The sequence below is a fragment of the Paenibacillus sp. J14 genome, assembly GCF_000518465.1.
GTDB classification, from domain to species: domain Bacteria; phylum Bacillota; class Bacilli; order Paenibacillales; family Paenibacillaceae; genus Fontibacillus; species Fontibacillus barengoltzii.
Map to the genome: position 1 here is coordinate 1 of NZ_JADQ01000003.1, position 22,262 is coordinate 22,262.

General features: G+C 51.2%; 20 protein-coding genes. 19 read left to right on the top strand and 1 reads right to left on the bottom strand.

From position 1 onward, the window contains the following. Positions 1 to 476: 476 nt before the first annotated feature. From mutL to M891_RS25490, 13 genes are all read left to right on the top strand, one after another. Positions 477 to 2,561, top strand: a complete 2,085-nt coding sequence (mutL, locus tag M891_RS0101450) for a DNA mismatch repair endonuclease MutL (RefSeq protein ID WP_028537549.1) — start codon at positions 477 to 479, stop codon at positions 2,559 to 2,561. A 24-nt stretch (positions 2,562 to 2,585) separates the two neighbouring features. Further along, positions 2,586 to 3,371, top strand: a complete 786-nt coding sequence (locus M891_RS0101455) for a class I SAM-dependent methyltransferase (RefSeq protein WP_028537550.1) — start codon at positions 2,586 to 2,588, stop codon at positions 3,369 to 3,371. Continuing rightward, the gene (gene miaA / locus M891_RS0101460; protein WP_009226591.1) at positions 3,355 to 4,329 is read left to right on the top strand and encodes a tRNA (adenosine(37)-N6)-dimethylallyltransferase MiaA; all 975 of its coding nucleotides are present in this window, start codon (positions 3,355 to 3,357) and stop codon (positions 4,327 to 4,329) included. The genes M891_RS0101455 and miaA overlap by 17 nt, the downstream gene beginning before the upstream one ends. A gap of 24 nt (positions 4,330 to 4,353) precedes the next feature. After that, entirely contained in the window at positions 4,354 to 4,593 is a 240-nt protein-coding gene (gene hfq / locus M891_RS0101465) for an RNA chaperone Hfq (RefSeq protein ID WP_016312028.1), read from the top strand. 362 nt (positions 4,594 to 4,955) lie between these two features. Continuing rightward, positions 4,956 to 7,574 (top strand): transglycosylase domain-containing protein, encoded by a 2,619-nt coding sequence (locus M891_RS23125; protein WP_036699193.1) that lies wholly within the window; start codon positions 4,956 to 4,958, stop codon positions 7,572 to 7,574. Positions 7,575 to 7,800: 226 nt separating this feature from the next. Beyond that, complete coding sequence (locus M891_RS0101475; protein ID WP_036699214.1) at positions 7,801 to 8,361, top strand: DUF402 domain-containing protein; 561 nt, start codon at positions 7,801 to 7,803, stop codon at positions 8,359 to 8,361. A 3-nt stretch (positions 8,362 to 8,364) separates the two neighbouring features. Beyond that, complete coding sequence (locus M891_RS0101480; protein WP_016312031.1) at positions 8,365 to 9,051, top strand: YdcF family protein; 687 nt, start codon at positions 8,365 to 8,367, stop codon at positions 9,049 to 9,051. Positions 9,052 to 9,159: 108 nt separating this feature from the next. Then, positions 9,160 to 10,143: a stage V sporulation protein K gene (gene spoVK / locus M891_RS0101485; protein ID WP_028537553.1), complete on the top strand. Its 984-nt coding sequence runs from the start codon at positions 9,160 to 9,162 to the stop codon at positions 10,141 to 10,143. Positions 10,144 to 10,192: 49 nt separating this feature from the next. Next, complete coding sequence (gene hflX / locus M891_RS23130; protein ID WP_442952237.1) at positions 10,193 to 11,518, top strand: GTPase HflX; 1,326 nt, start codon at positions 10,193 to 10,195, stop codon at positions 11,516 to 11,518. Between the two features lie 18 nt (positions 11,519 to 11,536). Next, positions 11,537 to 12,790 carry a methionine gamma-lyase family protein gene (locus M891_RS0101495; RefSeq protein ID WP_028537554.1) on the top strand — a complete coding sequence of 418 codons (1,254 nt, stop codon included), beginning with the start codon at positions 11,537 to 11,539 and terminating at the stop codon, positions 12,788 to 12,790. An 82-nt stretch (positions 12,791 to 12,872) separates the two neighbouring features. After that, positions 12,873 to 13,283 carry a MerR family transcriptional regulator gene (locus M891_RS0101500; protein WP_009226599.1) on the top strand — a complete coding sequence of 137 codons (411 nt, stop codon included), beginning with the start codon at positions 12,873 to 12,875 and terminating at the stop codon, positions 13,281 to 13,283. Between the two features lie 23 nt (positions 13,284 to 13,306). Beyond that, on the top strand, positions 13,307 to 14,644 hold the full coding sequence (glnA, locus tag M891_RS0101505) for a type I glutamate--ammonia ligase (RefSeq protein WP_016312035.1): 1,338 nt from the start codon (positions 13,307 to 13,309) through the stop codon (positions 14,642 to 14,644). Positions 14,645 to 14,798: 154 nt separating this feature from the next. Next, a complete protein-coding gene (locus M891_RS25490) occupies positions 14,799 to 14,954 on the top strand; it encodes a hypothetical protein (protein WP_198032010.1) in 156 nt (51 codons plus the stop codon). 116 nt (positions 14,955 to 15,070) lie between these two features. Here M891_RS25490 and lexA read toward each other — a convergent pair whose 3' ends face one another. Beyond that, entirely contained in the window at positions 15,071 to 15,697 is a 627-nt protein-coding gene (gene lexA / locus M891_RS0101515; RefSeq protein WP_016312037.1) for a transcriptional repressor LexA, read from the bottom strand. A gap of 281 nt (positions 15,698 to 15,978) precedes the next feature. Between lexA and M891_RS0101520 the strand changes: the two genes are divergently transcribed. From M891_RS0101520 to metH, 6 genes are all read left to right on the top strand, one after another. Then, positions 15,979 to 16,272, top strand: coding sequence for a LysM peptidoglycan-binding domain-containing protein (locus M891_RS0101520; RefSeq protein ID WP_232228259.1), 294 nt, complete (start codon positions 15,979 to 15,981; stop codon positions 16,270 to 16,272). A gap of 177 nt (positions 16,273 to 16,449) precedes the next feature. Continuing rightward, on the top strand, positions 16,450 to 16,623 hold the full coding sequence (locus M891_RS24795) for a DUF896 domain-containing protein (protein WP_016312039.1): 174 nt from the start codon (positions 16,450 to 16,452) through the stop codon (positions 16,621 to 16,623). A 12-nt stretch (positions 16,624 to 16,635) separates the two neighbouring features. Further along, complete coding sequence (locus tag M891_RS0101530; RefSeq protein WP_028537555.1) at positions 16,636 to 17,166, top strand: hypothetical protein; 531 nt, start codon at positions 16,636 to 16,638, stop codon at positions 17,164 to 17,166. A gap of 45 nt (positions 17,167 to 17,211) precedes the next feature. Then, on the top strand, positions 17,212 to 18,009 hold the full coding sequence (locus M891_RS0101535; protein WP_016312041.1) for an HAD family hydrolase: 798 nt from the start codon (positions 17,212 to 17,214) through the stop codon (positions 18,007 to 18,009). 64 nt (positions 18,010 to 18,073) lie between these two features. Then, positions 18,074 to 18,490: a FixH family protein gene (locus tag M891_RS0101540; protein ID WP_016312042.1), complete on the top strand. Its 417-nt coding sequence runs from the start codon at positions 18,074 to 18,076 to the stop codon at positions 18,488 to 18,490. A gap of 273 nt (positions 18,491 to 18,763) precedes the next feature. Next, positions 18,764 to 22,207 (top strand): methionine synthase, encoded by a 3,444-nt coding sequence (gene metH, locus M891_RS0101545; protein WP_028537557.1) that lies wholly within the window; start codon positions 18,764 to 18,766, stop codon positions 22,205 to 22,207. The last annotated feature ends 55 nt before the right edge of the window (positions 22,208 to 22,262 follow it).

The window sequence follows — 22,262 nt, forward strand, 5'->3', positions numbered from 1 at the left end:
AACGCATGCGCTTATATGCTGAGCGATCGTGGGAAGAGTTTCAACAAGCTGTGTTACGACCGCCGTCTAAGCCATCCAAAGGCCGGCGTAAGAAAGGGCGGCCAGGAAGGCCGAGAAAACATCCATTGAAGCTCAAGAGCGTCAAGATGGTACTAGAGTAACCGAATGATTCATCTACTAATTTTTGGTAACATGACTACACTTCACGTCCTGTTACCCTTTTAGCACATTGGCGGAAAATAGAAATGGTAAATTTTAATCCAATAAGTTGATACAACCAAGATTAACAATTAATTGAATACCATGTCACTTTAGATGCAAGGCTAGTGCAAAAACCCAGGTTCGTGCCGTATTTATGGATGAAATTTCGAGTATAGGCGGTAATTTGGTCATTTCCTTTCGGAAGTCTATATGAAATTACATATAGATATGTCCAGATGTCGTAAGAGCGGTAAACAAGGAAGGAGGGAATAGCTATGGCAAAAATCGCAATATTGGACGAGCATATCGCCAACCAGATTGCCGCGGGGGAAGTGGTCGAGCGCCCGGCATCGGTAGTTAAGGAGTTGGTGGAGAACGCGATTGACGCAGGGGCTACGAAGATCGAGGTCGCTGTCGAAGAGGGCGGGCTGCAGCTGATCCGCGTAACCGACAACGGCTCCGGGATTGAACCGGAGGATTGTGAAACAGCGTTTTATCGCCATGCGACAAGTAAAATCACTTCCGGACGCGACCTGTTCCAGATTCGCAGTCTCGGGTTCCGCGGTGAAGCCTTGCCCAGTATCGCGGCGGTCGCCAAGGTTCGGCTTGTCTCTTCGAGCGACGATTCCGGGCTTGGGCGGGTGATCGAAATCGAGGGCGGCTCGTTAAAGCTTAACGAGGACATCGCTGCCCCGCAAGGAACGGATATTGTGGTGAAGGAATTATTTTACAACACACCGGCAAGGCTGAAGTATATGAAGACGATCCAGACCGAACTGGGTCATATCTCTGATACGATGTATCGTCAGGCTTTGGCTCATCCTGAGATTGCTTTTACGTTGCGGCATAATGGCAATACGTTGTTGCAAAGCCCGGGAGGCGGCGATCTGCTGCAGGTCATTGCAGCCATCTATGGCGTGAATGCCTCCAAAGGTATGGTGCCGATTGAAGCAGAGGATCTGGATTACCGGGTGACCGGGTATATTGGGCGACCGGATTTGGCGCGGTCCAGCCGCTCGGGCATGTCCACGATTGTGAACGGTCGGTATATCCGGAATCAAGGGTTGCATCAGGCAATTATGCGTGCATATCATACGCTGTTGCCGATTAATCGTTATCCACTGGTGGTGCTCATGCTGGAGATGCACCCGTCCTTGGTGGATGTGAACGTACATCCGTCCAAGCTGGAGGTGCGTTTCAGCAAGGAGCCGGAGCTGAACAGCTTCGTGGAGAACAGCGTGCGTGCGGTGCTGTCCGGGCAGGTGTTGATCCCGCAAGTCGTACGTCAGACGATCGGGAAAGGCCCGAACCGCTCTGTGATCCAGGAGCAGTTCCACTTCCCCGCGCCGCCTCTAGGCGCGGAGGAGGGCGCCTCCGCCGCCGGCCAAGCGGCTGCGGCGGCGGAAAGCCCGCTCCGTCCGCCGGTGTCCGGCGGCGGCGCGGAGCGGTCCGCGGGCGCGCGGTCCGCGGGCGCGGACCGCGGCTGGGCCGGGGCGCCTGCAAGCGGCGCCCCGATGAACGGCGCACCCAGCGCAGCTGGTGCGCCTGTTGACGGCGGCGCGCTGCCGCGCAGCGCCGCCTATCCCCCCGCAGCGGCCGATGGCCTAACGCTGCGGGAGCGGGGCGCCGGCGCCGGCACGTACGGCGCCGCGCCAAGCTCGGCCAAGCCGCAAGGCAGGCTTGGCCAACCTAACGCCGCCACCTATGGGGGTGGCGAGCGGCTGCAAGAGATGCCGGAAGCGTTGTACGGCTCGCCTGCGGCGGCGCCGGAGCTTCCGGCGTTTCCTGAGCTGTCCTTGATCGGACAGCATCATGGGACCTACCTGATCGCCCAGAACGATCAGGGACTTTACATCATTGACCAGCATGCCGCCCATGAACGCGTAAATTACGAGTACTATTACGAGAAGTTTGGGCGGCCGGCCGATGCTTCACAAGAGCTGCTTATTCCGATTACGTTGGAATTTACCCCATCGGACAGCGCGAAGCTGCAGGAGCGGCTGCACTGGTTCGAACAGGTGGGGGTTGTACTTGAGCATTTCGGAGGCGGTACCTTCCGCGTGGTGGCGCATCCGTACTGGTTCCCGCAAGGAGAAGAAGCAAGCATTATTGAAGAAATGGCCGAATGGGTGCTGAACGAACGGGCCATTGACCTGGCCAAGCTGCGTGAAGCTTCATCTACGATGGTCTCGTGTAAAGCTTCGATCAAGGCGAACCAGAAGCTGACGCCGGAAGAGGCAAACACGCTGCTTCGCCGACTGGCTGCCTGCAAACAGCCATATACCTGCCCGCACGGGCGGCCGATCATCGTTTCCTTCTCTACGTACGATTTGGAGAAGCTGTTCAAGCGGGTCATGTAACGAACGCAAACGGAGGAATTCATCATGTTAATTACCACAGGAGACCATGAATCACCCGCTGCCGTACGCCGCGCACAAGAACTGGCCCAGCTGGCCCGCGTTCCGTATATCCCGCGCAGCGGGACCTCACTGGCTCGGTTGGCCGAACGCCATGGCGACAGCGATATTCTGGTGGTCCTGGAGCAAGGCGCCCGTCTGCATCGAACTGGCCGAGAGACGATGACGTTTCACCCCAGCATGGCGTTTGTACGGGCCAAACGGCTGTTTAAAGGAGAAAACGATGCGATGCTGGATGCGGCCGGTGTGGTACCGGGCGATGTCATCATCGATGGTACGGCAGGACTTGGGGCAGATGCGATGATCTTTTCGATTGCCGCAGGGGCTGACGGTAAAGTGCTGGCCTTGGAGGATTCCTTGCCGCTTTGGGCCTTGCTGTACGAGGGGCTGAAGCACTACGTCTCCGGTCTGCCGGCTTTTGACGAAGCGTTGCGGCGGATCGAACCGATACATACGAACCACTTGGACGCGCTTCGGGCGATGCCCGACAAGAGCGCAGATATCGTCTACTTCGACCCGATGTTTCGCGATCCGATCACGGAATCGTCGTCCATTTCACCGCTGCGAGCGTTTGCGAATCCAAATCAACTTGATCCGGAGGCGGTGAAGGAGGCTTGCCGGGTTGCTCGAAAAGCGGTAGTGCTGAAAGAGAAGCGCGGGAGCAGCGAATTTGATCGACTGGGGTTTCAGGCGATCAACCGCTCCCACACCAAAATTGCCTATGGAGTGATTTCGCTTGACCCGAAACGATAAACCGAAACTGCTTGTGCTGCTCGGCCCAACGGCGGTCGGCAAAACGAAGCTTAGCATCGAGCTGGCGCGGGACCTGTCTTGCGAAATTATTTCCGGCGATTCCATGCAGGTCTACCGGGGAATGGACATCGGCACCGCTAAAATCACCAAGGAAGAAATGGGCGGCATTCCGCATCATCTCATCGATGTGCTGGATCCCGACGAACCGTTCTCCGTCGCATTATTTCAGGAGTGGTGCCGCAAGCTGATCCCAGAGATTACCGAACGCGGGCATTTGCCCTTTATCGTTGGCGGGACGGGGCTCTACATTGAATCGGTCTGTTATGAGTTTCAATTTACGGAAGCGGGGGCAGATGAAGAATTTCGTGCTCAGCAGCAAGCGTTCGCTGAAACTCACGGGGTCGAAGCGTTGCACGCCAAATTGGCGGAGGTCGATCCCAAATCTGCAGAACGTCTGCATCCGAATGATGTGCGTCGGGTGATCCGGGCGTTGGAGATTTTTCATATCACGGGGGAGACCTTATCGTCCCAGCTGGAGAAACAGCAGAAGCAATCCCCTTACGAGCTTTGCCTCATCGGTTTGACAATGGACCGCCAAATGCTTTATAACCGTATTGAACGGCGAATTGACGAGATGCTGCGGCTTGGCCTTGTGGATGAAGTTCGCGGACTCCTGCAGAAAGGATACAGCCGCGATTCCGTTTCGATGCAAGGTCTGGGGTATAAAGAAATCGTTGAACATCTGGTGGACGGCGTTCCGTTGGATGCTGCGGTCGAGAAGTTGAAACGGGATACGCGCCGCTTTGCCAAGAGACAGCTTTCCTGGTTCCGCCATATGAAGGATATCCAATGGATTGACGTCGGCGACGGCGAAAATTTTTCCGAGATTTTGGCGTCAGCGCATGCTATAATAGCAGGAAAGTTTCCCGCTGATCTTGAATATAATTCTAAACACTAATTGATTCCTATTGGGGGTACGGCTATGAATAAGACCATTAACATCCAGGATACATTTTTGAACCAATTACGGAAAGAGAGCATCCCGGTCACCGTATTTTTGACGAACGGCTTCCAGATCAGAGGGACGATTAAAGCATTTGACAACTTCACGATCGTCATTGACAGCGATGGCCGCCAGCAAATGGTGTACAAGCACGCGATCTCGACGTTCCAGCCGCAGCGGAATGTATCGCTCATGCAGGAATCGCAAAACGAGGATTAACTCAGGCTGAAACTTTTTGAACCTCAATACGTTAAGAGTATAGGATGAAGATGGAGCAACCTGAACCAAGGTTGTTCTTTTCTTTCCAGGCACTTTTAAGCCAGAAGCTTAGGGTCTGCCGAAATTGTTGTTCGGTCAGGTGATGTTCAAAAATCACTCGGATATCATCGATTCCGTCATCGAACGAACGCTTGAGCGGTGATATGATAGGTTCAAAGTGGAAGGGGCTGCACCTTACGCCACTGAACACTGCTCGTGGTTGGGAATTTCCATTCACGCACAGGATAGAGAGAACAAACCGCAAAGGCCGATCTTTGAACATCGACTTAAGTGAAATGGCAGGAAGGGAGTCAGAACAAACCATGTCTAGCCAAAGGCCATCAAGACTGCAACGAAGCGGTAAGCCGGACAAAAAGAACAAAGCGCCGAAAGCTCATAAAAAGAAAAGGCTGACGGCCAAACGCGTGTTGTGGACTTCATTTTTTACGATTGCTTTTGCGGTCTTCTGCGCAATTGCAGGCTATATGTACATTACGGTCAGCGGTGAGAAGATCCTGATGGAAAATGGGGACAAGCTGACGGTTTATGAAACAACGAAGGTGTATGACCGCAAAGGGGTACTGATGGGCGAATTGTCCATCGATAAGAGTGAACCCGTGGAATCGGACGAGATTCCGAAGCTGTTGAAGCAAGCGTTCGTGGCAACGGAAGACCGCCGTTTCTTCGATCATAAGGGTGTGGATTTATGGTCGATCGGCCGTGCGGCTGTGAAAGATATCATCGCCCGCTCGTTGGTTGAAGGCGGCAGTACGATCACCCAGCAGTTAGCCAAGAACATTTTCCTAAGCTCGGACAAAACCTTCTTCCGGAAGGCAACGGAAATGTCGATTGCCTTGGCCTTGGAACGCCGCAGAACGAAGGATGAAATCCTAACCTTATATTTGAACCGAATCAACTTCGGGGGGACGGTCTATGGAATCAAGGCCGCCTCGATCCGGTATTTCGGCAAAAGCGATTTGAATGAACTTGACTTGTGGGAAATGGCTACACTAGCGGCGATGCCAAAGGGGCCGTCTCGATACAATCCGCTAAAAAACCCTGAGCTTTCTAAAGAACGCCGTGCCGTGGTACTCGAGCTGATGTATCAGGAAGGTTATATTACAGCGGAGCAACGGGATGAAGCGAAGGCGGTGGATTACAACTACGAGCCGCCGGCTACCAATCAAAGCTATCTCGCATTTAAAGACTATGTCGTGGAAGAAGCCGAGGAGAAATTTGGGCTAACCGAGGACGAGTTGAACCGCGGCGGATATAAGATCTACACGACGATGGATGCACAAGCGCAGAAAGCGTTGGAGAAAGCTTTCGCGAACGACGATTTTTTTGAGAAGAGCAAAGATGACCAGCCAGTTCAGGCATCGATGGTTATCATGAACCATCAAAATGGGAGTCTCGTCGCCTTGCTGGGCGGCCGGGATTATCAGCGCAAAGGGTTCAGCCGACTGGACAGTCGCCGTCAACCGGGCTCGGCGTTCAAGCCGATCGTATCGTACGCACCGGCTCTGGAATCCGGCAAATTTACGCCAAACTCGCAGATCAGCAATGAGAAGCAGTGTTTTGGCGATTATTGCCCAACGAACCTGCATGGGTATTCGAAGACGATTAATATGACGGACGCGTTGACGAAGTCCGAGAATATCCCAGCCGTCTGGTTGCTGAATGAAATTGGCGTAAGCACCGGGGTCAAATATGCCGAGGCGATGGGCATAAAAATGGACAAAAATGACCGCAACTTGGCCATCGCATTGGGCGGTTTAACCTACGGCACAAACACGTTGGAAATGGCCGGCGCTTACAGCGTTTTCGCTAATGGCGGCTTGTATAATCCGCCTTATTCGATCAAATCAATCGTTGACCATAATGGCGTGGAGAAATATAAATACAATGCGCCTAAGCCAAAACGGGTCATCAGTGAGCAAACGGCTTATTACATGACGACCATGATGCAAAACGTCGTGAATGACGGTACCGGGAAACGCGCGAAGTTAGACCGTCCGGTGGCCGGTAAGACTGGGACTACGCAGCACGGGATTCCTGGGCTGAAGAGCAGCAAAAACCGCGATGTCTGGTTTGTGGGCTATACCCCAGAATGGACCGGAGCAGTATGGATGGGATACGATAAGCCGGACAAAAATCATTTGCTGAACGGAAGCAGCGGCCAGACCGCAGCCTTGTTCGCCGCCGTTATGAAGGAGGCATTGAAGGGCGAGCCGGTGAAGCAGTTCCCGGTTCCGCAGAACTTGCAGCCGGATAAGCCTGATGAGCCGGAAATCGCCGCTCCAACTGGTTTAAATGCCGTCTATAATCCGGATACCGGTGCGGTATCCCTCAGCTGGACTGGCGTTGAAACTCCGGACACGGTATATCATATTTACCGCCGGGAGGCATCTGAAACGACCTTCACTCATATTTTGGATTCCGTGGCGACGGACGTTGAAGATATCAGCGTCACACCGGGTACTGGGTATGTGTATTACGTCACGGCGTATGATCCGGTGAATGCGGTAGAGAGCGAACCTTCGAACACTGCGCAAGTGCTGATCGACGGCGTGGAACCGCCAACCGACGACGAAACGCCTGTGGGTCCGGATCCGAATAATCCACTAGATCCCAATCTGCCTGATGGCGGAGGTGGAGATCAAGGGTTCCCGCCAAGCAACGGTCCAGGGAATGGTCCAGGGAATGGAAGTGGCCATCACAATGGCGGAAATGGCAATGGGAACGGAAATGGTGGTCCGAATGGGAACAACGGTAACGGCCAAGGCAACGGGGGAGACAACACCGGAAACCCAATGGATGATTTGCCTATGGATGATGATGACGGAGGTGTGATCGTTCCACCGGCCGATGGCGGGGACGGAACCGGCAACACGGATATTCCAGCAGGAACTACGGATGGAACCGTAGGGGCTGGTGGATAACGGCTAGTCATCCCATGTTTATGTTCAAGCCAAACAACCCTCAGCTCTCGCATAGGCGTGACTGGGGGTTGTTTTTTCTGTTAAATCAAGAAACACTTCTGCAAAACACGATTAATCTACCTTGGATATACGTTGACAGGCGTTCTTTTCATGGGAAAATGGCTTTTGTGACTCTCTTTCAAATATGGTAAGCTGTTATTACATTGTGTTGAAAGGGATCTTATTTATGAAGCGAAAATTCGGAGACCGTGCGAATTGGCGCCGTGTGACTCATCGTCAATTCAAATCCAAGTATGTGGAGAGCGATGAGTTTACGGGATATGTCACGCTGTACAGTATTTTCGCCTTGCGTGATCCGTTATGGAAAACCTACGGGGGACATACTTTTCGGATCGCTGACAAGGGCTATACTTGGCTGCAGTACTATCCCAAAGGTGCCCATTTCGTTGTGACGGCGATGTTTGATGATCAAGGTGAGATCGTGGAGTGGTACATCGATGTTTGTAAGACCCAAGGCGTGACCGATCAGGGAGTGCCCTGGTTTGATGATTTGTACCTGGATATCGTCGTACTCAAAAATCGTGAAGTGTTTCTTTTGGATGAAGACGAGCTGGATGAAGCTTTAACGAAAGGACTTATATCGGTAAAAGACTATGATCTGGCAACGGAAACGGCTCAGCGATTACTTCATGACATTAAGGAGCGGCGTTTTCCCTATTTCCGCCTGTCTCTAGATCATTATCAGAGCGGATTTATGACTTCGGAACCGAATCAATCGGGGGGATAAACCATGCGTAATGCCAAACCTAACGAAATGATGCGGATGTCGCTGCGGCCCAACCAGCGCAAAGGGCGTGTGAGGAAACGGATCTTCCGCTGGGGGCTGGTCGTGATTTCGCTGGGGATCGGATGGATGTTGTACGTACTAGCTCAGATCGGCAGCATCGAGCGGAATCCGGCGGCGAATTCTGATTTATCCGAACCGGCAGAGGTGGGCATTGTCTTGGGAGCCGCGCTTTGGGGGGACGAGCCGAGTCCAGGTCTCCGGGAGCGGCTGGATCAAAGCCTGAGGGATTACAAGGCGGGCAAATTTCAATGGTTTCTGCTGACCGGTGGGTTGGATACGGCAACCTCCAACTATACCGAAGCAGAAGGGATGGCAAATTACTTGGAGCAGCAGGGAGTTCCGCGGGAGAAGATGCTGCTTGAGAACAAGGCGACCAGTACCTATGAGAATCTGAAATTTAGCCAGGAGATCCTAGAAGAACGGGGGTTTACATCCGTTCTGATCGTGACCCACACGTTTCATGGAAACCGTGCTTATGAAATCGCGCAAGCGCTAAATTACGAGCAACCTCGCCTGTCGCTGATTTCTTCTAAGGTGCTGAAGCCGCTTCCCAACACGTTCCGGGAGATCTTGGCGTATACGAAATGGAAGCTCGATCAAATAGGATTAGCCATCGGTCTGATCTCATGACAAAACTTCTAATAACGGACAGGGAGAGAGAATACATTTAGATGTGTGTTCCGTAGATTGGGATTTATTCTTCCTCTCAGCCCTACCCTTATAAAGAGGTGATTACCTATGTCCGGGCGTGTCATGGCCAGAAACGGCTCTTCCGATGAGAGACCGTCGCGTCAGATCAACGTGATTCTCCGCAATACCGAGCCACCTGTCGTCTCGCAGGCCATTGCCGATAGCGAACCTCAGGTGTCAGCCAAAGGTTTGCCGCAGCAAGGGATATTTGCCGAAATCCAGAAGGAACTGGATCACCTGGTCGGTTTAGATCATATTAAAGAGCTCATGTACGAGATCTATGCGCTTCTGCAAATCGCCTCGATGCGTTCGGAAGCGGGATTGTTGTCGAGTTCCCAAGTATACCATATGGTGTTTAAAGGGAATCCGGGTACCGGAAAAACGACAGTAGCACGTATTGTCGCGAAAATGTTTCAACGGATGGGCGTGCTGAGTAAAGGGCATCTGATTGAAGTTGAGCGTGCCGATCTGGTCGGCGAATATATCGGCCATACGGCTCAGAAAACGCGCGACTTAGTCAAAAAAGCACTGGGCGGCATTTTGTTCATCGATGAGGCGTACAGTTTGGCGCGCGGTGGAGAGAAGGACTTCGGCAAAGAAGCCATCGATACGTTGGTCAAAGCGATGGAGGATCATAAAAACCAATTTATCTTAATTCTTGCCGGATATTCCGATGAAATGGACTTTTTCCTGTCCACCAATCCGGGACTGCCGTCTCGATTCCCGATTCAGATGGATTTTCCGGATTATACAATCGACCAGCTGATTCAAATTGCCGAGGGGATGGCGAAAGAGCGGGATTATATCTTGATGCCGCAGGCGATACTCAAATTAAAGCAACATTTATTGCGTGAAAAATGTGAAAGTGATCAGGTGTTCAGCAATGCTCGTTATGTTCGCAACATCATTGAACGGTCTGTCCGGCAGCAGGCGGTGCGGTTGCTGAATCAATATGGCGGTGGTTCACCAGGTAAGCTGGAGCTGATGACTATTCGAACCGAAGACTTGAAGCTGGATGTGAAGAAAACTTAATGGAAGTATCGCTTGGGATCCCTTTGAAGGAGCAGTGATCATGTCGAAGATGCAATTGCATGAAACGACGACCCACCAACCAGATGTAGCTATCTTAGTTAGCTTGGTTACATCGGAGACGAAGCAAAATGGAATAAATTCGGACTACTCCCTGGCCGAACTGGTACAGCTGGCCGAAACAGCCGGGGTTGAGGTCGCAGGAACGGTCGTCCAACATCGGGAGAAGCCCGATCCCCGCTGGTTGATTGGGAAAGGGAAAGTGTTGGAGCTTCGTGACCTTATCACGCAGCATGGGGCGAATACGGCGATATTTGACCAAGAGCTGTCCGGAGTGCAGGTGCGCAATCTGGAAGGGATGCTGGACGTGAAGATTATCGACCGTACTCAGCTGATTTTGGATATTTTTGCGCAACGGGCAAAAACGCGGGAGGGGATCATTCAGGTCGAGTTAGCGCAGCTCACCTACCTGCTCCCGCGTTTGTCTGGGCATGGCAAGAATCTGTCCCGTCTCGGCGGCGGGATTGGTACGCGGGGCCCCGGGGAAAGCCAGCTGGAAACGGATCGCCGCCATATCCGCCGGCGGATCGGTGAATTAAAACGTCAGCTGGAGGAAGTCACAAGACATCGGCAACTGCATCGAGCGCGCCGGAAGGAGAGCGGTGTAGTGCAAATTGCCCTGGTAGGTTACACCAACGCGGGAAAGTCTACACTGCTTAAGGCGTTAACCTCAGCGGATGTCTTCGTGGAAAACCGGCTGTTCGCAACGCTGGATCCGACCACCCGGTTGTTCCCGTTGCCGGGTCGCAAAGAAGTGGTGCTGACCGATACGGTCGGATTTATTCAAAATCTGCCGCACGACCTAGTTGCTGCCTTTCGTGCCACTCTGGAAGAGGTGAACGAAGCGGACCTGATTCTCCACGTCGTGGATGCCTCATCCCCGATGCGTGAGGAGCAAATCGAGGTCGTGGATCGGATTTTAAATGATTTGGGAGCTGGGGGAAAGCCGCAAATCATGTTGTTTAATAAGAAAGATCTTTGTCCACCGGAGCAGCTGGAGATGCTGCCGGCGGGCGAGGGTTATTTAAAGATATCCGCGTTTGATGAACGCGACTTGGCTGCGGTTCGCGAAGCCGTACAGCGCAAGCTGTCCGGCGGCACCAAGTCGTATCGGATTCCTGCAGAACGCGGGGATCTCGCTTCTGTGTTATACCGAATTGGCGAAGTAGTGGACAAGCAGATCGACGACGAAGACCTCATTTACGAAATTGATGTGAATCAAGCCGATTTCGAGAAGTACGGTTATCGTTTAGCTCCTTTTCTCATTCCACAGCAAGAAGCCCCTGAGGATAACACGACAAACGATGGAATAGATTAAGGGAGAGATTACGTAACAATGGCAGTATTTTCGGAAGAAATCGTACATTGGCTGGAAGCCGCTGAACGTCAGGTGGAAAGCCGGTTCCGGGAGGTCGACCGGATCGTCGATCACAACCAATGGAAGGTTATCGAAGCTTTTCAACGTCATCAAGTCAGCGATTTTCACTTTGCCGGTTCCACCGGTTATGCTTATAATGATCGGGGTCGTGAAGTTTTGGACCTGGTTTATGCGGACGTTTTTGGAGCGGAGGCCGCACTGGTAAGGCCGCATTTCGCTTCCGGCACGCATACAATCGCTACAGCGTTGTTCGGGGTCTTGCGTCCCGGGGACGAACTGCTCTATATTACGGGGCGTCCATATGATACACTACATAAAGTGATTGGAACGCCGGGTGACGGCAGCGGCTCGTTGCAGGACTATGGTATCCGGTATCACGAAGCTGCATTGCTGGCTGACGGCACAGTCGACTGGGACACCGTGAAGACCAAAATTTCCAATAAGACCAAAGTCATTGGGATTCAGCGCTCGCGCGGCTACGATTGGAGGGATTCCTTTTCCGTTGAGCAGATCGGTGAGATGGTTGCCCAAGTGAAAGCAATCAAGCCGGATCTGATCGTCTTTGTAGACAACTGTTATGGTGAATTTACCGAGGAACAGGAACCAACACAGGTTGGTGTCGATTTGATGGCTGGTTCGCTGATTAAAAATCCGGGAGGCGGCTTGGCAGAAACCGGTGGATACATTTGCGGAAGGCAGGATCTGGTCACTCTCGCATCTTACCGGTTAACTGCACCGGGCATTGGCAGCGAGGTGGGAGCGATGCTGGGAACGACGCGAGGCATTTATCAAGGTTTGTTTCTGGCTCCAACGATCGTCGGACAAGCCGTTAAAGGCTCTATCCTGGCTGCAGCATTGTTTGAGCGGGCAGGATTCCGAAGCCGGCCGGCTTGGCAGGATCGGCGTACCGATCTCATCCAGGCGATTGCCTTTGACGCCCCAGAGCAATTAATAGCATTTGTTCAGGGGATTCAACGGGCAGCTGCTGTGGACGGCCACGTAGTGCCCGAACCTTGGGATATGCCGGGCTATGACCACCCGGTGATCATGGCGGCCGGGACATTTATCCAGGGAGGGAGCCTGGAATTGTCTGCCGATGCTCCGATCCGTGCGCCATATATCGCGTATATGCAAGGTGGTTTAACGTATTCCCATGTTAAATTTGGCCTGCTCACCGCACTTCAGACGATGAAAGACCGCAACTTGTTGTAAGTTATCCTAACATATCTATTGACATGTTAGGATAACTAACATATGATAAGGTCATGATAATCTAACTGGAAGGTTGATAGCGATGAGTGAGGAAATTCGCAGAAATATGGCCTTGTTTCCTATTGGTATCGTCATGAAACTTACGGATTTAACGGCAAGACAAATAAGATATTACGAGCAACATGAATTAATCGTACCCGCACGTACCTCGGGAAATCAGCGGATGTTTTCTCTGAATGACGTCGAGCGGTTACTGGAAATCAAGAGTCTCATCGACAAGGGTGTCAATATCGCGGGAATCAAGCAGGTTATGAATCCGATGTCTCGGGAGTCCCAGGATGCGACAGTCATCACGAAGGACACGGAAGAGAAGCGAAAGGAAATGACAGATTCCCAGATCTACCGGATGTTGAAGCAGCAACTGGTGTCAGGGAGCAAACCGGGACAAGTTTCTTTGCTCCAAGGTGAGTTGTCTCGGTTTTTCAAAAAATAATCTAAACGTTGGGAGAGGTTAGGGTGAGTAACAAGCAATACACCAAAGAAGATATTTTGCGGATTGCTAAGGAAGAAAATGTACGCTTTATCCGTTTGCAATTCACGGATTTGCTGGGAACGATCAAGAATGTAGAAATCCCAGTCAGCCAGTTGGAGAAAGCATTGGATAACAAAATGATGTTTGACGGTTCTTCCATTGAAGGGTATGTCCGCATCGAGGAATCCGATATGTATCTCTACCCGGATCTGGACACTTGGGTGATCTTCCCTTGGGTGACCGAGGATCGCGTTGCACGTTTGATTTGTGATGTATACATGCCTGACGGCACTCCGTTTGCCGGCGATCCACGCGCGATTCTGAAACGTGCGCTCAAGGAAGCTGAGGAAATGGGGTACACTTCAATGAACGTTGGTCCAGAACCGGAATTCTTCCTGTTCAAAACCGATGATAAAGGCAACCCTACAACCGAATTGAACGACCAAGGCGGATACTTCGACTTGGCTCCTACGGATTTGGGCGAGAACTGCCGCCGCGAAATCGTATTGACCCTGGAGGAAATGGGCTTTGAAATCGAAGCTTCTCACCACGAAGTGGCACCAGGTCAGCATGAAATCGACTTTAAATATGCTGATGCAATCAAAGCAGCTGACCAAATCCAAACGTTCAAGCTGGTCGTTAAGACGATTGCTCGTCAACATGGGCTCCATGCAACGTTTATGCCGAAGCCGCTGTTTGGCGTAAATGGCTCCGGGATGCACTGTCACCAATCGCTGTTCAAAGGCAATGTCAATGCTTTCTATGACGAAAGTGATGAATTGGGCTTGAGCAAAGAAGCGCGTCATTATATGGCCGGTATTCTGAAGCATGCCCGCGCATTTGCAGCGATCACGAATCCAACCGTAAACTCCTACAAACGTCTCGTACCTGGGTATGAAGCTCCTTGCTATGTGGCTTGGTCTTCGAGCAACCGCAGCCCAATGATTCGGATTCCGGCTTCCCGTGGTCTCAGCACACGGATCGAAGTGCGTAACCCGGACCCAGCTGCTAACCCATACTTGGCTCTGGCTGTGATGTTGAAAGCCGGACTGGATGGAATTAAGAAAGAGCTTCCGTTGGTTGATCCGGTTGATCGCAACATCTATGTGATGTCCGAAGAAGAGCGGGTAGAGGAAGGCATCCCAAGTCTTCCATCCGACTTGAAGGAAGCGCTCGGCGAATTGCTCCGCAGCGAAATCATCAGCGAAGCGCTGGGAGATCACGCATTAACTCACTTCTACGAATTGAAAGAGATCGAATGGGATATTTTCCGGACCCAAGTTCACCAATGGGAACGCGATCAATATATGACGCTGTATTAATCAGGGTTCACAGCCAAGCCAGCTCCCGGCATTTCAAGCAGGGGCTGGCTTTTTTTATGGTGAAGACGAATGAATTACAGCTTTTGGATTTCGAAACAATGCCATGATTTCACTCGAATTGGGACAACTTATAGGTATAAGGAGGTTCATGCAGATGACAGTAACCGAACTAAAAAGATACCAACGTCGTCGCTATCGGTTAAAGCAGTGGTGGATCACAGAGCGTTCGGGGCTAGGGTGGGGTACGCGCGGGCGCCGGGAGAAGAACGGCTATAATTCCATGAGCTTCTTAGACCTCGAATGGGAGTAAGAGGGGAAGTCATCAAGTTCCCCATAAAGTAAACAGGACGAAGCGGAAGTCACTGCATCGCTTCGTCCTGTTCGGTTTCCTTATCTTATGTGGCCTACGAAAGGGAAGATTTCAAATTAGTGCAGGTCGCGGAACAAGCCGATGACCTTGCCCAAAATGGTTACATGCTTCAAACGAAGCGGTTCCATCGTTGAATTCTCCGGCTGTAGGCGAATATGGTCACTTTCTTTATAGAACGTCTTAACCGTTGCTTCGTCATCCTCCGTCATGGCCACAACGATATCTCCGTTGTTCGCCGTCTGCTGCTGGCGGACGATCACATAATCCCCGTTATGTATTCCAGCTTCGATCATGCTGTCGCCAACCACGGAAAGCATAAAGACATCCCCTTCCGCTGCGTAGTGCTCTGGCAACGGAAAATAATCTTCAATATTCTCTGTCGCTGTGATCGGCACGCCCGCGGTAACCTTCCCAACAATCGGAACGCGGGTCACGCTGTGTGCAAATAAATTGTAATTCTCCGATTCCTCTTGACCCAATAATTCAATGGCGCGCGGTTTCGTTGGGTCGCGGCGGATAAATCCTTTCTTCTCCAGACGGTCTAAATGGCCGTGAACAGTAGAACTGGAAGCCAATCCGACGGCTTCACCGATCTCCCGGACCGAAGGAGGATATCCCTTAGCGCGTACTTCGTTGCGAATAAACTCAAGAATAGCCTGTTGCCGGCTCGATACCTTTGACATTTACGGATCAACCCCATTTAGTAACGTTTGGAAAAATTATAACATAGAACTTCCGTTCGTACAAACATTAGTTCTAAATAGTTTAGGAGAAGAGAACTACTTTAAAAAAATAAGAACAACTGTTCGAAAAACCTATTGAATCAAACAAATGTTCGTGTTATATTGAATACATGTAAAACAGAACACTTGTTTGGAGTGATGGTGAAATGTTGAAATATAGTTCTTATCAAAGCATCTATGAACAACCTTCTTTTCGTCGTCCGGTGAAGAGAAGTCTACATATGAATGTCTTCCTTAAGAGTAGATTGTCCAAAATCGTCCTGCTTTTAATCATCCTCAGCATCACATGTACTGGAATGGTACAAGCCTTTGCTGCTTCCACAGACAACGCTGACGGAACGTATCGGCCGGAATATGTCGTGGTTATGCCAGGAGATACGTTGTGGGAAATTGCTGTAGCACATAAGCCACAAGGACTGGACACAAGGGTCTATGTTCAGAAGCTGATCCGGACTAACGGGTTGAGCAGCAGTGCGATTCAAGCTGGCGATACGTTGATGTTGCCCAGTAGATAATTCATACGTTAAAAAATAATTCACAGGTTTATCAATGTATTCGAACAGAGCTTGTCTTAAGGTATTACGGCAGGGGTTGCCGCGCCTTGACAAGCTCTTTTTCTCATGTCAAAGTAAGAATTAATGCCCTGTGAGACATCATGGGTAGCATAGTATATCAAAGAAGCAGGTGGATTTATGGATATTGATGCTTTGGTTAAGCGGATTAACGAGCTGGCTCGAAAAGCGAAACAAGAAGGGTTAACGCAAGACGAACTCTTGGAAAGAGCCCAGCTTCGGGAAACGTATCTGCAAAACGTTCGCAGAAATTTTCGGCAACAGCTCGAGTCGATCGAGATTGTAGATAAATAGGGAGGAACAGGTATGGGGTCGTTTGACCGAAAAGTAGAACGCAATCAACGAAGAATGTACAAGAAAGGCAAAGGTTCCAATGTCGGACAAGGGACGCGCAACCCTCGTACTTCACTTGGAGCAAATGGGGAAGGCGACGTATTTAAAGGGCGGAACTTCATTTTGCCTACCGCCTTGGTTCTGTTAGCGCTGCTGTATGCCGTGGTCGGGTTGATCGGGAATACCGAGGAAGTGAATTCGGTATTGTTCTGGGCAACGATCTTTTTGTATTTCGTGCTGGCTCTGGTGATTTTCCTGCGCAAGCCTTATTTGCGCGTGAATAAGAGCTCGTTGTACACTTCGAAGTTCAACCGCGATCGGATGTTGGATGCGGGTAACATCAGCAAGATCAAAGTGAGCCGGAACAAAATCGTCATTGAACCGAAGACGCGGGAACCGAAGTGGGTGTTCTACCGCACCCGTAACCGTTTTGACACGGAAGCAATGGCTGCACGCCTGCAGTTGTATGCTGATACCCATCATGTGAAGCTGGTGAAGGAATAAACCTTATACAATACACTTGCGATAGGAATGGAGAGGTTGGGACGAATGACAATCAAGGCGGTATGTTTTGACCTGGATGACACGCTGCTCTGGGATGAGCGAAGCGTAAAGGAAGCTTTTGCTGCAACGTGTGAACGCGCTGCGGCGAAAATTGATGGATTAAACCCCGATCAATTGGAAGAAGCTGTACGCCGGGAAGCTCGGGGGTTGTATGAATCCTATGAAACGTATCCTTTCACAACGATGATTGGAATCAATCCGTTTGAAGGGTTATGGGCGACATTCTCTGCTGGAGAACAACCGGAATTCCGCCAGTTGGAGCAGTTAGCTCCAACCTATCGTAAGGAATCCTGGCGGCGCGGTCTGCTTGCGCTTGGCGTTGATGACGAGGAACTGTCCGGTGAACTGGCAGAACAGTTTGGCCGCGAACGGCGTGCCCGTCCTCATGTATACGAGGAGACTTTTCAAGTGTTGAAGGAATTGCAAGGCAAGGTGAAGCTGCTGTTACTTACGAACGGATGTCCAGCCTTACAGCAGGAGAAGCTGGATGGTGTGCCTGAGCTGGCGCCTTTTTTCGATGAGATTGTGATCTCCGGAAACTTCGGTAAGGGCAAACCCGATCCATCCATTTTCCGCCACGCCTTAGAACGGTTAGGGATCGAACCGAATGAAGGAATCATGGTTGGTGATAAGCTGACGACGGATATCAAAGGTGCGCTAAGTGTTGGTATGACCGCCGTTTGGATTAATCGAGACGGCAAAACACTTACCGGTGAGATCGTACCGGATTATGAGATCAAGCATTTGTCCGAACTTCATGACCTCTTAGCGAAGTTGGCATAACTCAAGTTGGCTTGTAGTGAATCAGAAGTAAGGTATTCTTAGGCGGTGGAAGGGGGAAATCTGAATGCGAATCAAGGGAAAAACGGGGCTGCTTGTTGCCATCGTTCTTGCGCTCATTGTTGTCGCTGGATGCAGCCGTAGTGAATCATCGTCTGCTTCAGCGGAAGAAGCGGCACTGCAGCCGATTCAAGTTGAGCTGGACGTAACACCAGCTGCAGCTAAGGCCGGTGAACCGGTGACGTTTACAGCCAAAGTAACCCACAACGGCGAGAACGTGGATGATGCGAAGGAAGTTATGTTCGAATTTTGGAATACAGATGACGATAACGCAAAGCACAATCAAGTCCAAGTGAAGAGTGCCGGCAACGGAACCTATGTGCTGGAGCATACCTTTAAGGAACCTGGAACCTATGAAGTGATTTCCCATGTTACGGCTCGCGATCAGCACTCCATGCCTTCGAAGCAATTCACGGTGGAATAAGCTGACAACTGAATCGGTGCTTTTGTTAAAGGAGCTGCTGTTCTCCATTTGGAGAAGGCGGCTTTTCTATTAAATTGATCCTCCTGATAAGGCGAATTTCCGAACTTTAAAAGAAAAGATTTGTAGCGTTGTTCGGATTTTAATTCGGGGATGACCGATAGGATAACAAGATCTTGAATGAAGTGTTTCACTTGGAGATTTCACGGAACTCTCTTTTCTTCAACGCTTTATTCTGTTAAACTATAACTTAACGTTTTACGGGAGGGACATGACATGAGTAAACCAAGCCTGCTCGACAGAATGAAAGAACGAATATTGATCCTCGATGGCGCCATGGGCACCATGATTCAGCAGGAAAACCTGACTCCAGCCGACTTCGGCGGTGAAGAGCTGGACGGCTGTAACGAAATGCTCGTGCTCACCCGTCCGGATGTGATCCGTGGCATCCACGAGAAGTATCTCGCGGCAGGTGCTGATTTGATAGAAACGAATACGTTCGGTGCGACATCTGTCGTGCTGGCTGAATATGATATTCCGCATAAGGCACGTGAAATCAATTTGGCTGCGGCCAAGCTGGCGATTGAAGCAGCGGAAAAATACAGTACTCCGGATCATCCACGCTACGTGGTAGGCATCCTGGGACCCACAACCAAGACCTTATCCGTTACTGGCGGCGTGACGTTCGATGAGTTGACGGCCAGCTATGCGGAACAAGCTACGGCGTTAATCGAAGCTGGTGTTGATGCGCTGATGCTGGAAACTTCACAGGATACACTGAACGTAAAAGCCGGGAGTATCGGAATTAAACGGGCTTTTACCGAGACTGGAACCACGTTGCCTCTGATGATCTCCGGCACCATCGAGCCGATGGGGACAACGCTGGCGGGTCAAAATATCGAAGCCTTCTATATCTCGCTCGAACATCTGAATCCGATCTCCATTGGACTTAACTGCGCAACGGGACCAGAGTTCATGCGTGACCATATCCGCACTTTGTCTGGACTAGCGAAAGCAGCGGTAAGCTGTCACCCTAATGCCGGTTTACCGGACGAAAACGGCACTTACCATGAGTCCCCGGATTCGCTTGCCCAGAAGATGTCTGCTTTTGCCGAGCAAGGTTGGCTGAATATTGCCGGCGGGTGCTGCGGTACGACGCCTGCTCATATCGCTGCATTAGCGAACAAGCTGAAGGATTACCGGCCGCGTGAGCTGAACGGCAGCCATTTGCCGGCACTTTCCGGTATTGAGCCGGTTTATATCGAATCAGCAAACCGACCTTACTTGGTCGGAGAGCGAACAAACGTTTTGGGATCACGCAAGTTTAAACGGCTGATCGTGGAGGGCAAATACGAAGAAGCATCGGAAATCGCTCGGGCGCAAGTGAAGAACGGAGCACAGGTTGTCGACGTGTGCGTCCAGGATCCGGACCGGGATGAAGCGGAGGATATCAAGAAGTTCCTGGAATTGGTGGTCAAGAAAGTCAAAGTCCCGCTGATGATTGACACGACCGATCCGAAGGTGCTGGATATTGCTCTACAATATTGTCAGGGCAAATCGATTATTAACTCGATTAACTTAGAGGACGGCGAAGAGAAGTTCGAGCGCGTCACGCCGTTGATTCATAAATACGGTGCGGCTGTGGTCGTAGGTACGATTGATGAACGCGGGCAAGCGATCACGCGGGAGGATAAGCTTGAGGTTGCTAAGCGTTCCTATGATCTGCTCGTAAACAAATATGGTCTGCAACCGGAAGATATCATCTTCGATCCGCTCGTATTCCCTGTAGGGACAGGGGATGAGCAGTACATTGGTTCGGCCAAGGAGACGATCGAAGGGATCCGCCTGATCAAAGAGGCATTACCAAAAGTTCATACGGTGTTGGGCATCAGTAACGTCTCGTTTGGTTTGCCTGAAGCCGGCCGCGAGGTTTTGAACTCTGTTTTCCTGTATGAATGCACCAAAGCAGGACTGGATTATGCGATCGTGAATACGGAGAAGCTGGAGCGCTATGCAAAAATTCCGGAAGAGGAGCGTCGTCTGGCGGAAGAACTGATCTATAATACGAATGATGAAACGCTGGCCGCCTTCGTAGCAGCTTTCCGGAACAAGAAGGTAGAGAAGGCCGTAACTACCACTCAGCTCACGCTGGAGGAACGGTTGGCTTCCTATGTTGTAGAAGGAACCAAGGAAGGGTTAATTCCTGATCTTGATGAGGCGCTTAAAAAGTATACCGCCCTGGAAATTATTAATGGCCCGCTGATGGCAGGGATGGAAGAGGTGGGCCGGTTATTTAATAACAATGAATTGATCGTTGCCGAGGTATTGCAAAGTGCCGAAGTAATGAAGGCATCGGTAGCGTACCTGGAACCGTTTATGGAGAAGAATGAAACCAGCGTAAAAGGGAAAATTCTGTTGGCAACGGTGAAGGGCGATGTTCATGATATCGGCAAAAACCTGGTTGAGATCATTCTGTCCAATAACGGTTACCAAATTGTGAATTTGGGCATAAAAGTACCACCGGAACGCATTATCGAAGCGTATCGGGAGGAGAAAGCGGATGCGATCGGACTCTCCGGTCTGCTGGTGAAATCGGCTCAGCAAATGGTCACAACGGCACAGGATTTGCGGAATGCCGGCATCGACGTCCCGATCCTTGTAGGCGGAGCGGCGCTCACCCGCAAATTTACCAAAACGCGGATTCGGCCAGAGTACGACGGCTTGGTCTTGTATGCCAAAGACGCAATGGATGGTCTCGATTTGGCCAACAAGCTGATGGATCCGGTCGCTCGGGAGCAAATTCGCCTGGAAGTAGAAGCGGAGAAAGAAGCGGATAGCGCTGTAGCCGTTGCTGAGCCGCTGCCGGAGCTTACACGAGTGGAGCGTTCCAAGATTTCTACCGATGCGCCGGTATTTACTCCACCGGATCTGGAGCGTCACGTCCTGCGTGATTATCCGATTGGTCACATTACGCCTTATATCAACATGCAGATGCTGTTAGGTCATCACCTAGGACTCCGCGGTTCTGTGGAGCAGCAGCTGGCGGCAGGTGAGACAAAGGCAGTTCAACTGAAGGAGACGGTGGATCAAATCCTGCTCGAAGCGGTCACAGACGGCATCATCCGCACGCAGGCGATGTATCGGTTCTTCCCGGCACAATCATCCGGTAACGATATTCTGATCTATGATCCGGCTGAACCTGGCAAGGTGCTCAAGCGATTCAGCTTCCCTCGCCAGAAGGTCGAGCCTTACCTGTGTTTGGCGGATTTCCTGAAGTCCGTGGACAGCGGGCAAATGGATTACGTTGGTTTCCTGGTTGTAACGGCAGGGCAAGGCGTTCGAGAATTGTCCGAGAAATGGAAGAATGAAGGCGAGTATCTGCGCTCCCATGTGCTGCAGGCGGTAGCGCTGGAGCTGGCTGAAGCGCTGGCGGAGCGGGTTCACCATATTATGCGGGATACTTGGGGCTTCCCGGATCCGGCGAATATGACGATGAAACAGCGGCATGGAGCGCGTTATCAAGGGATTCGCGTCTCGTTTGGTTATCCGGCCTGCCCGGACCTCGAAGATCAGCAGCTGCTGTTTGACTTGATGCATCCGGAAGACATTGGTGTCACGTTGACGGAGGGCTTCATGATGGAGCCGGAGGCATCCGTCTCAGCGATGGTCTTTGCACACCCTGAAGCGCAATATTTCAATGTGGACAAAGCCGGGAACTAAGCCCGTCATGCAACCTTTGCAAAACCCTCCGAGATTCGGAGGGTTTTGGCAATCT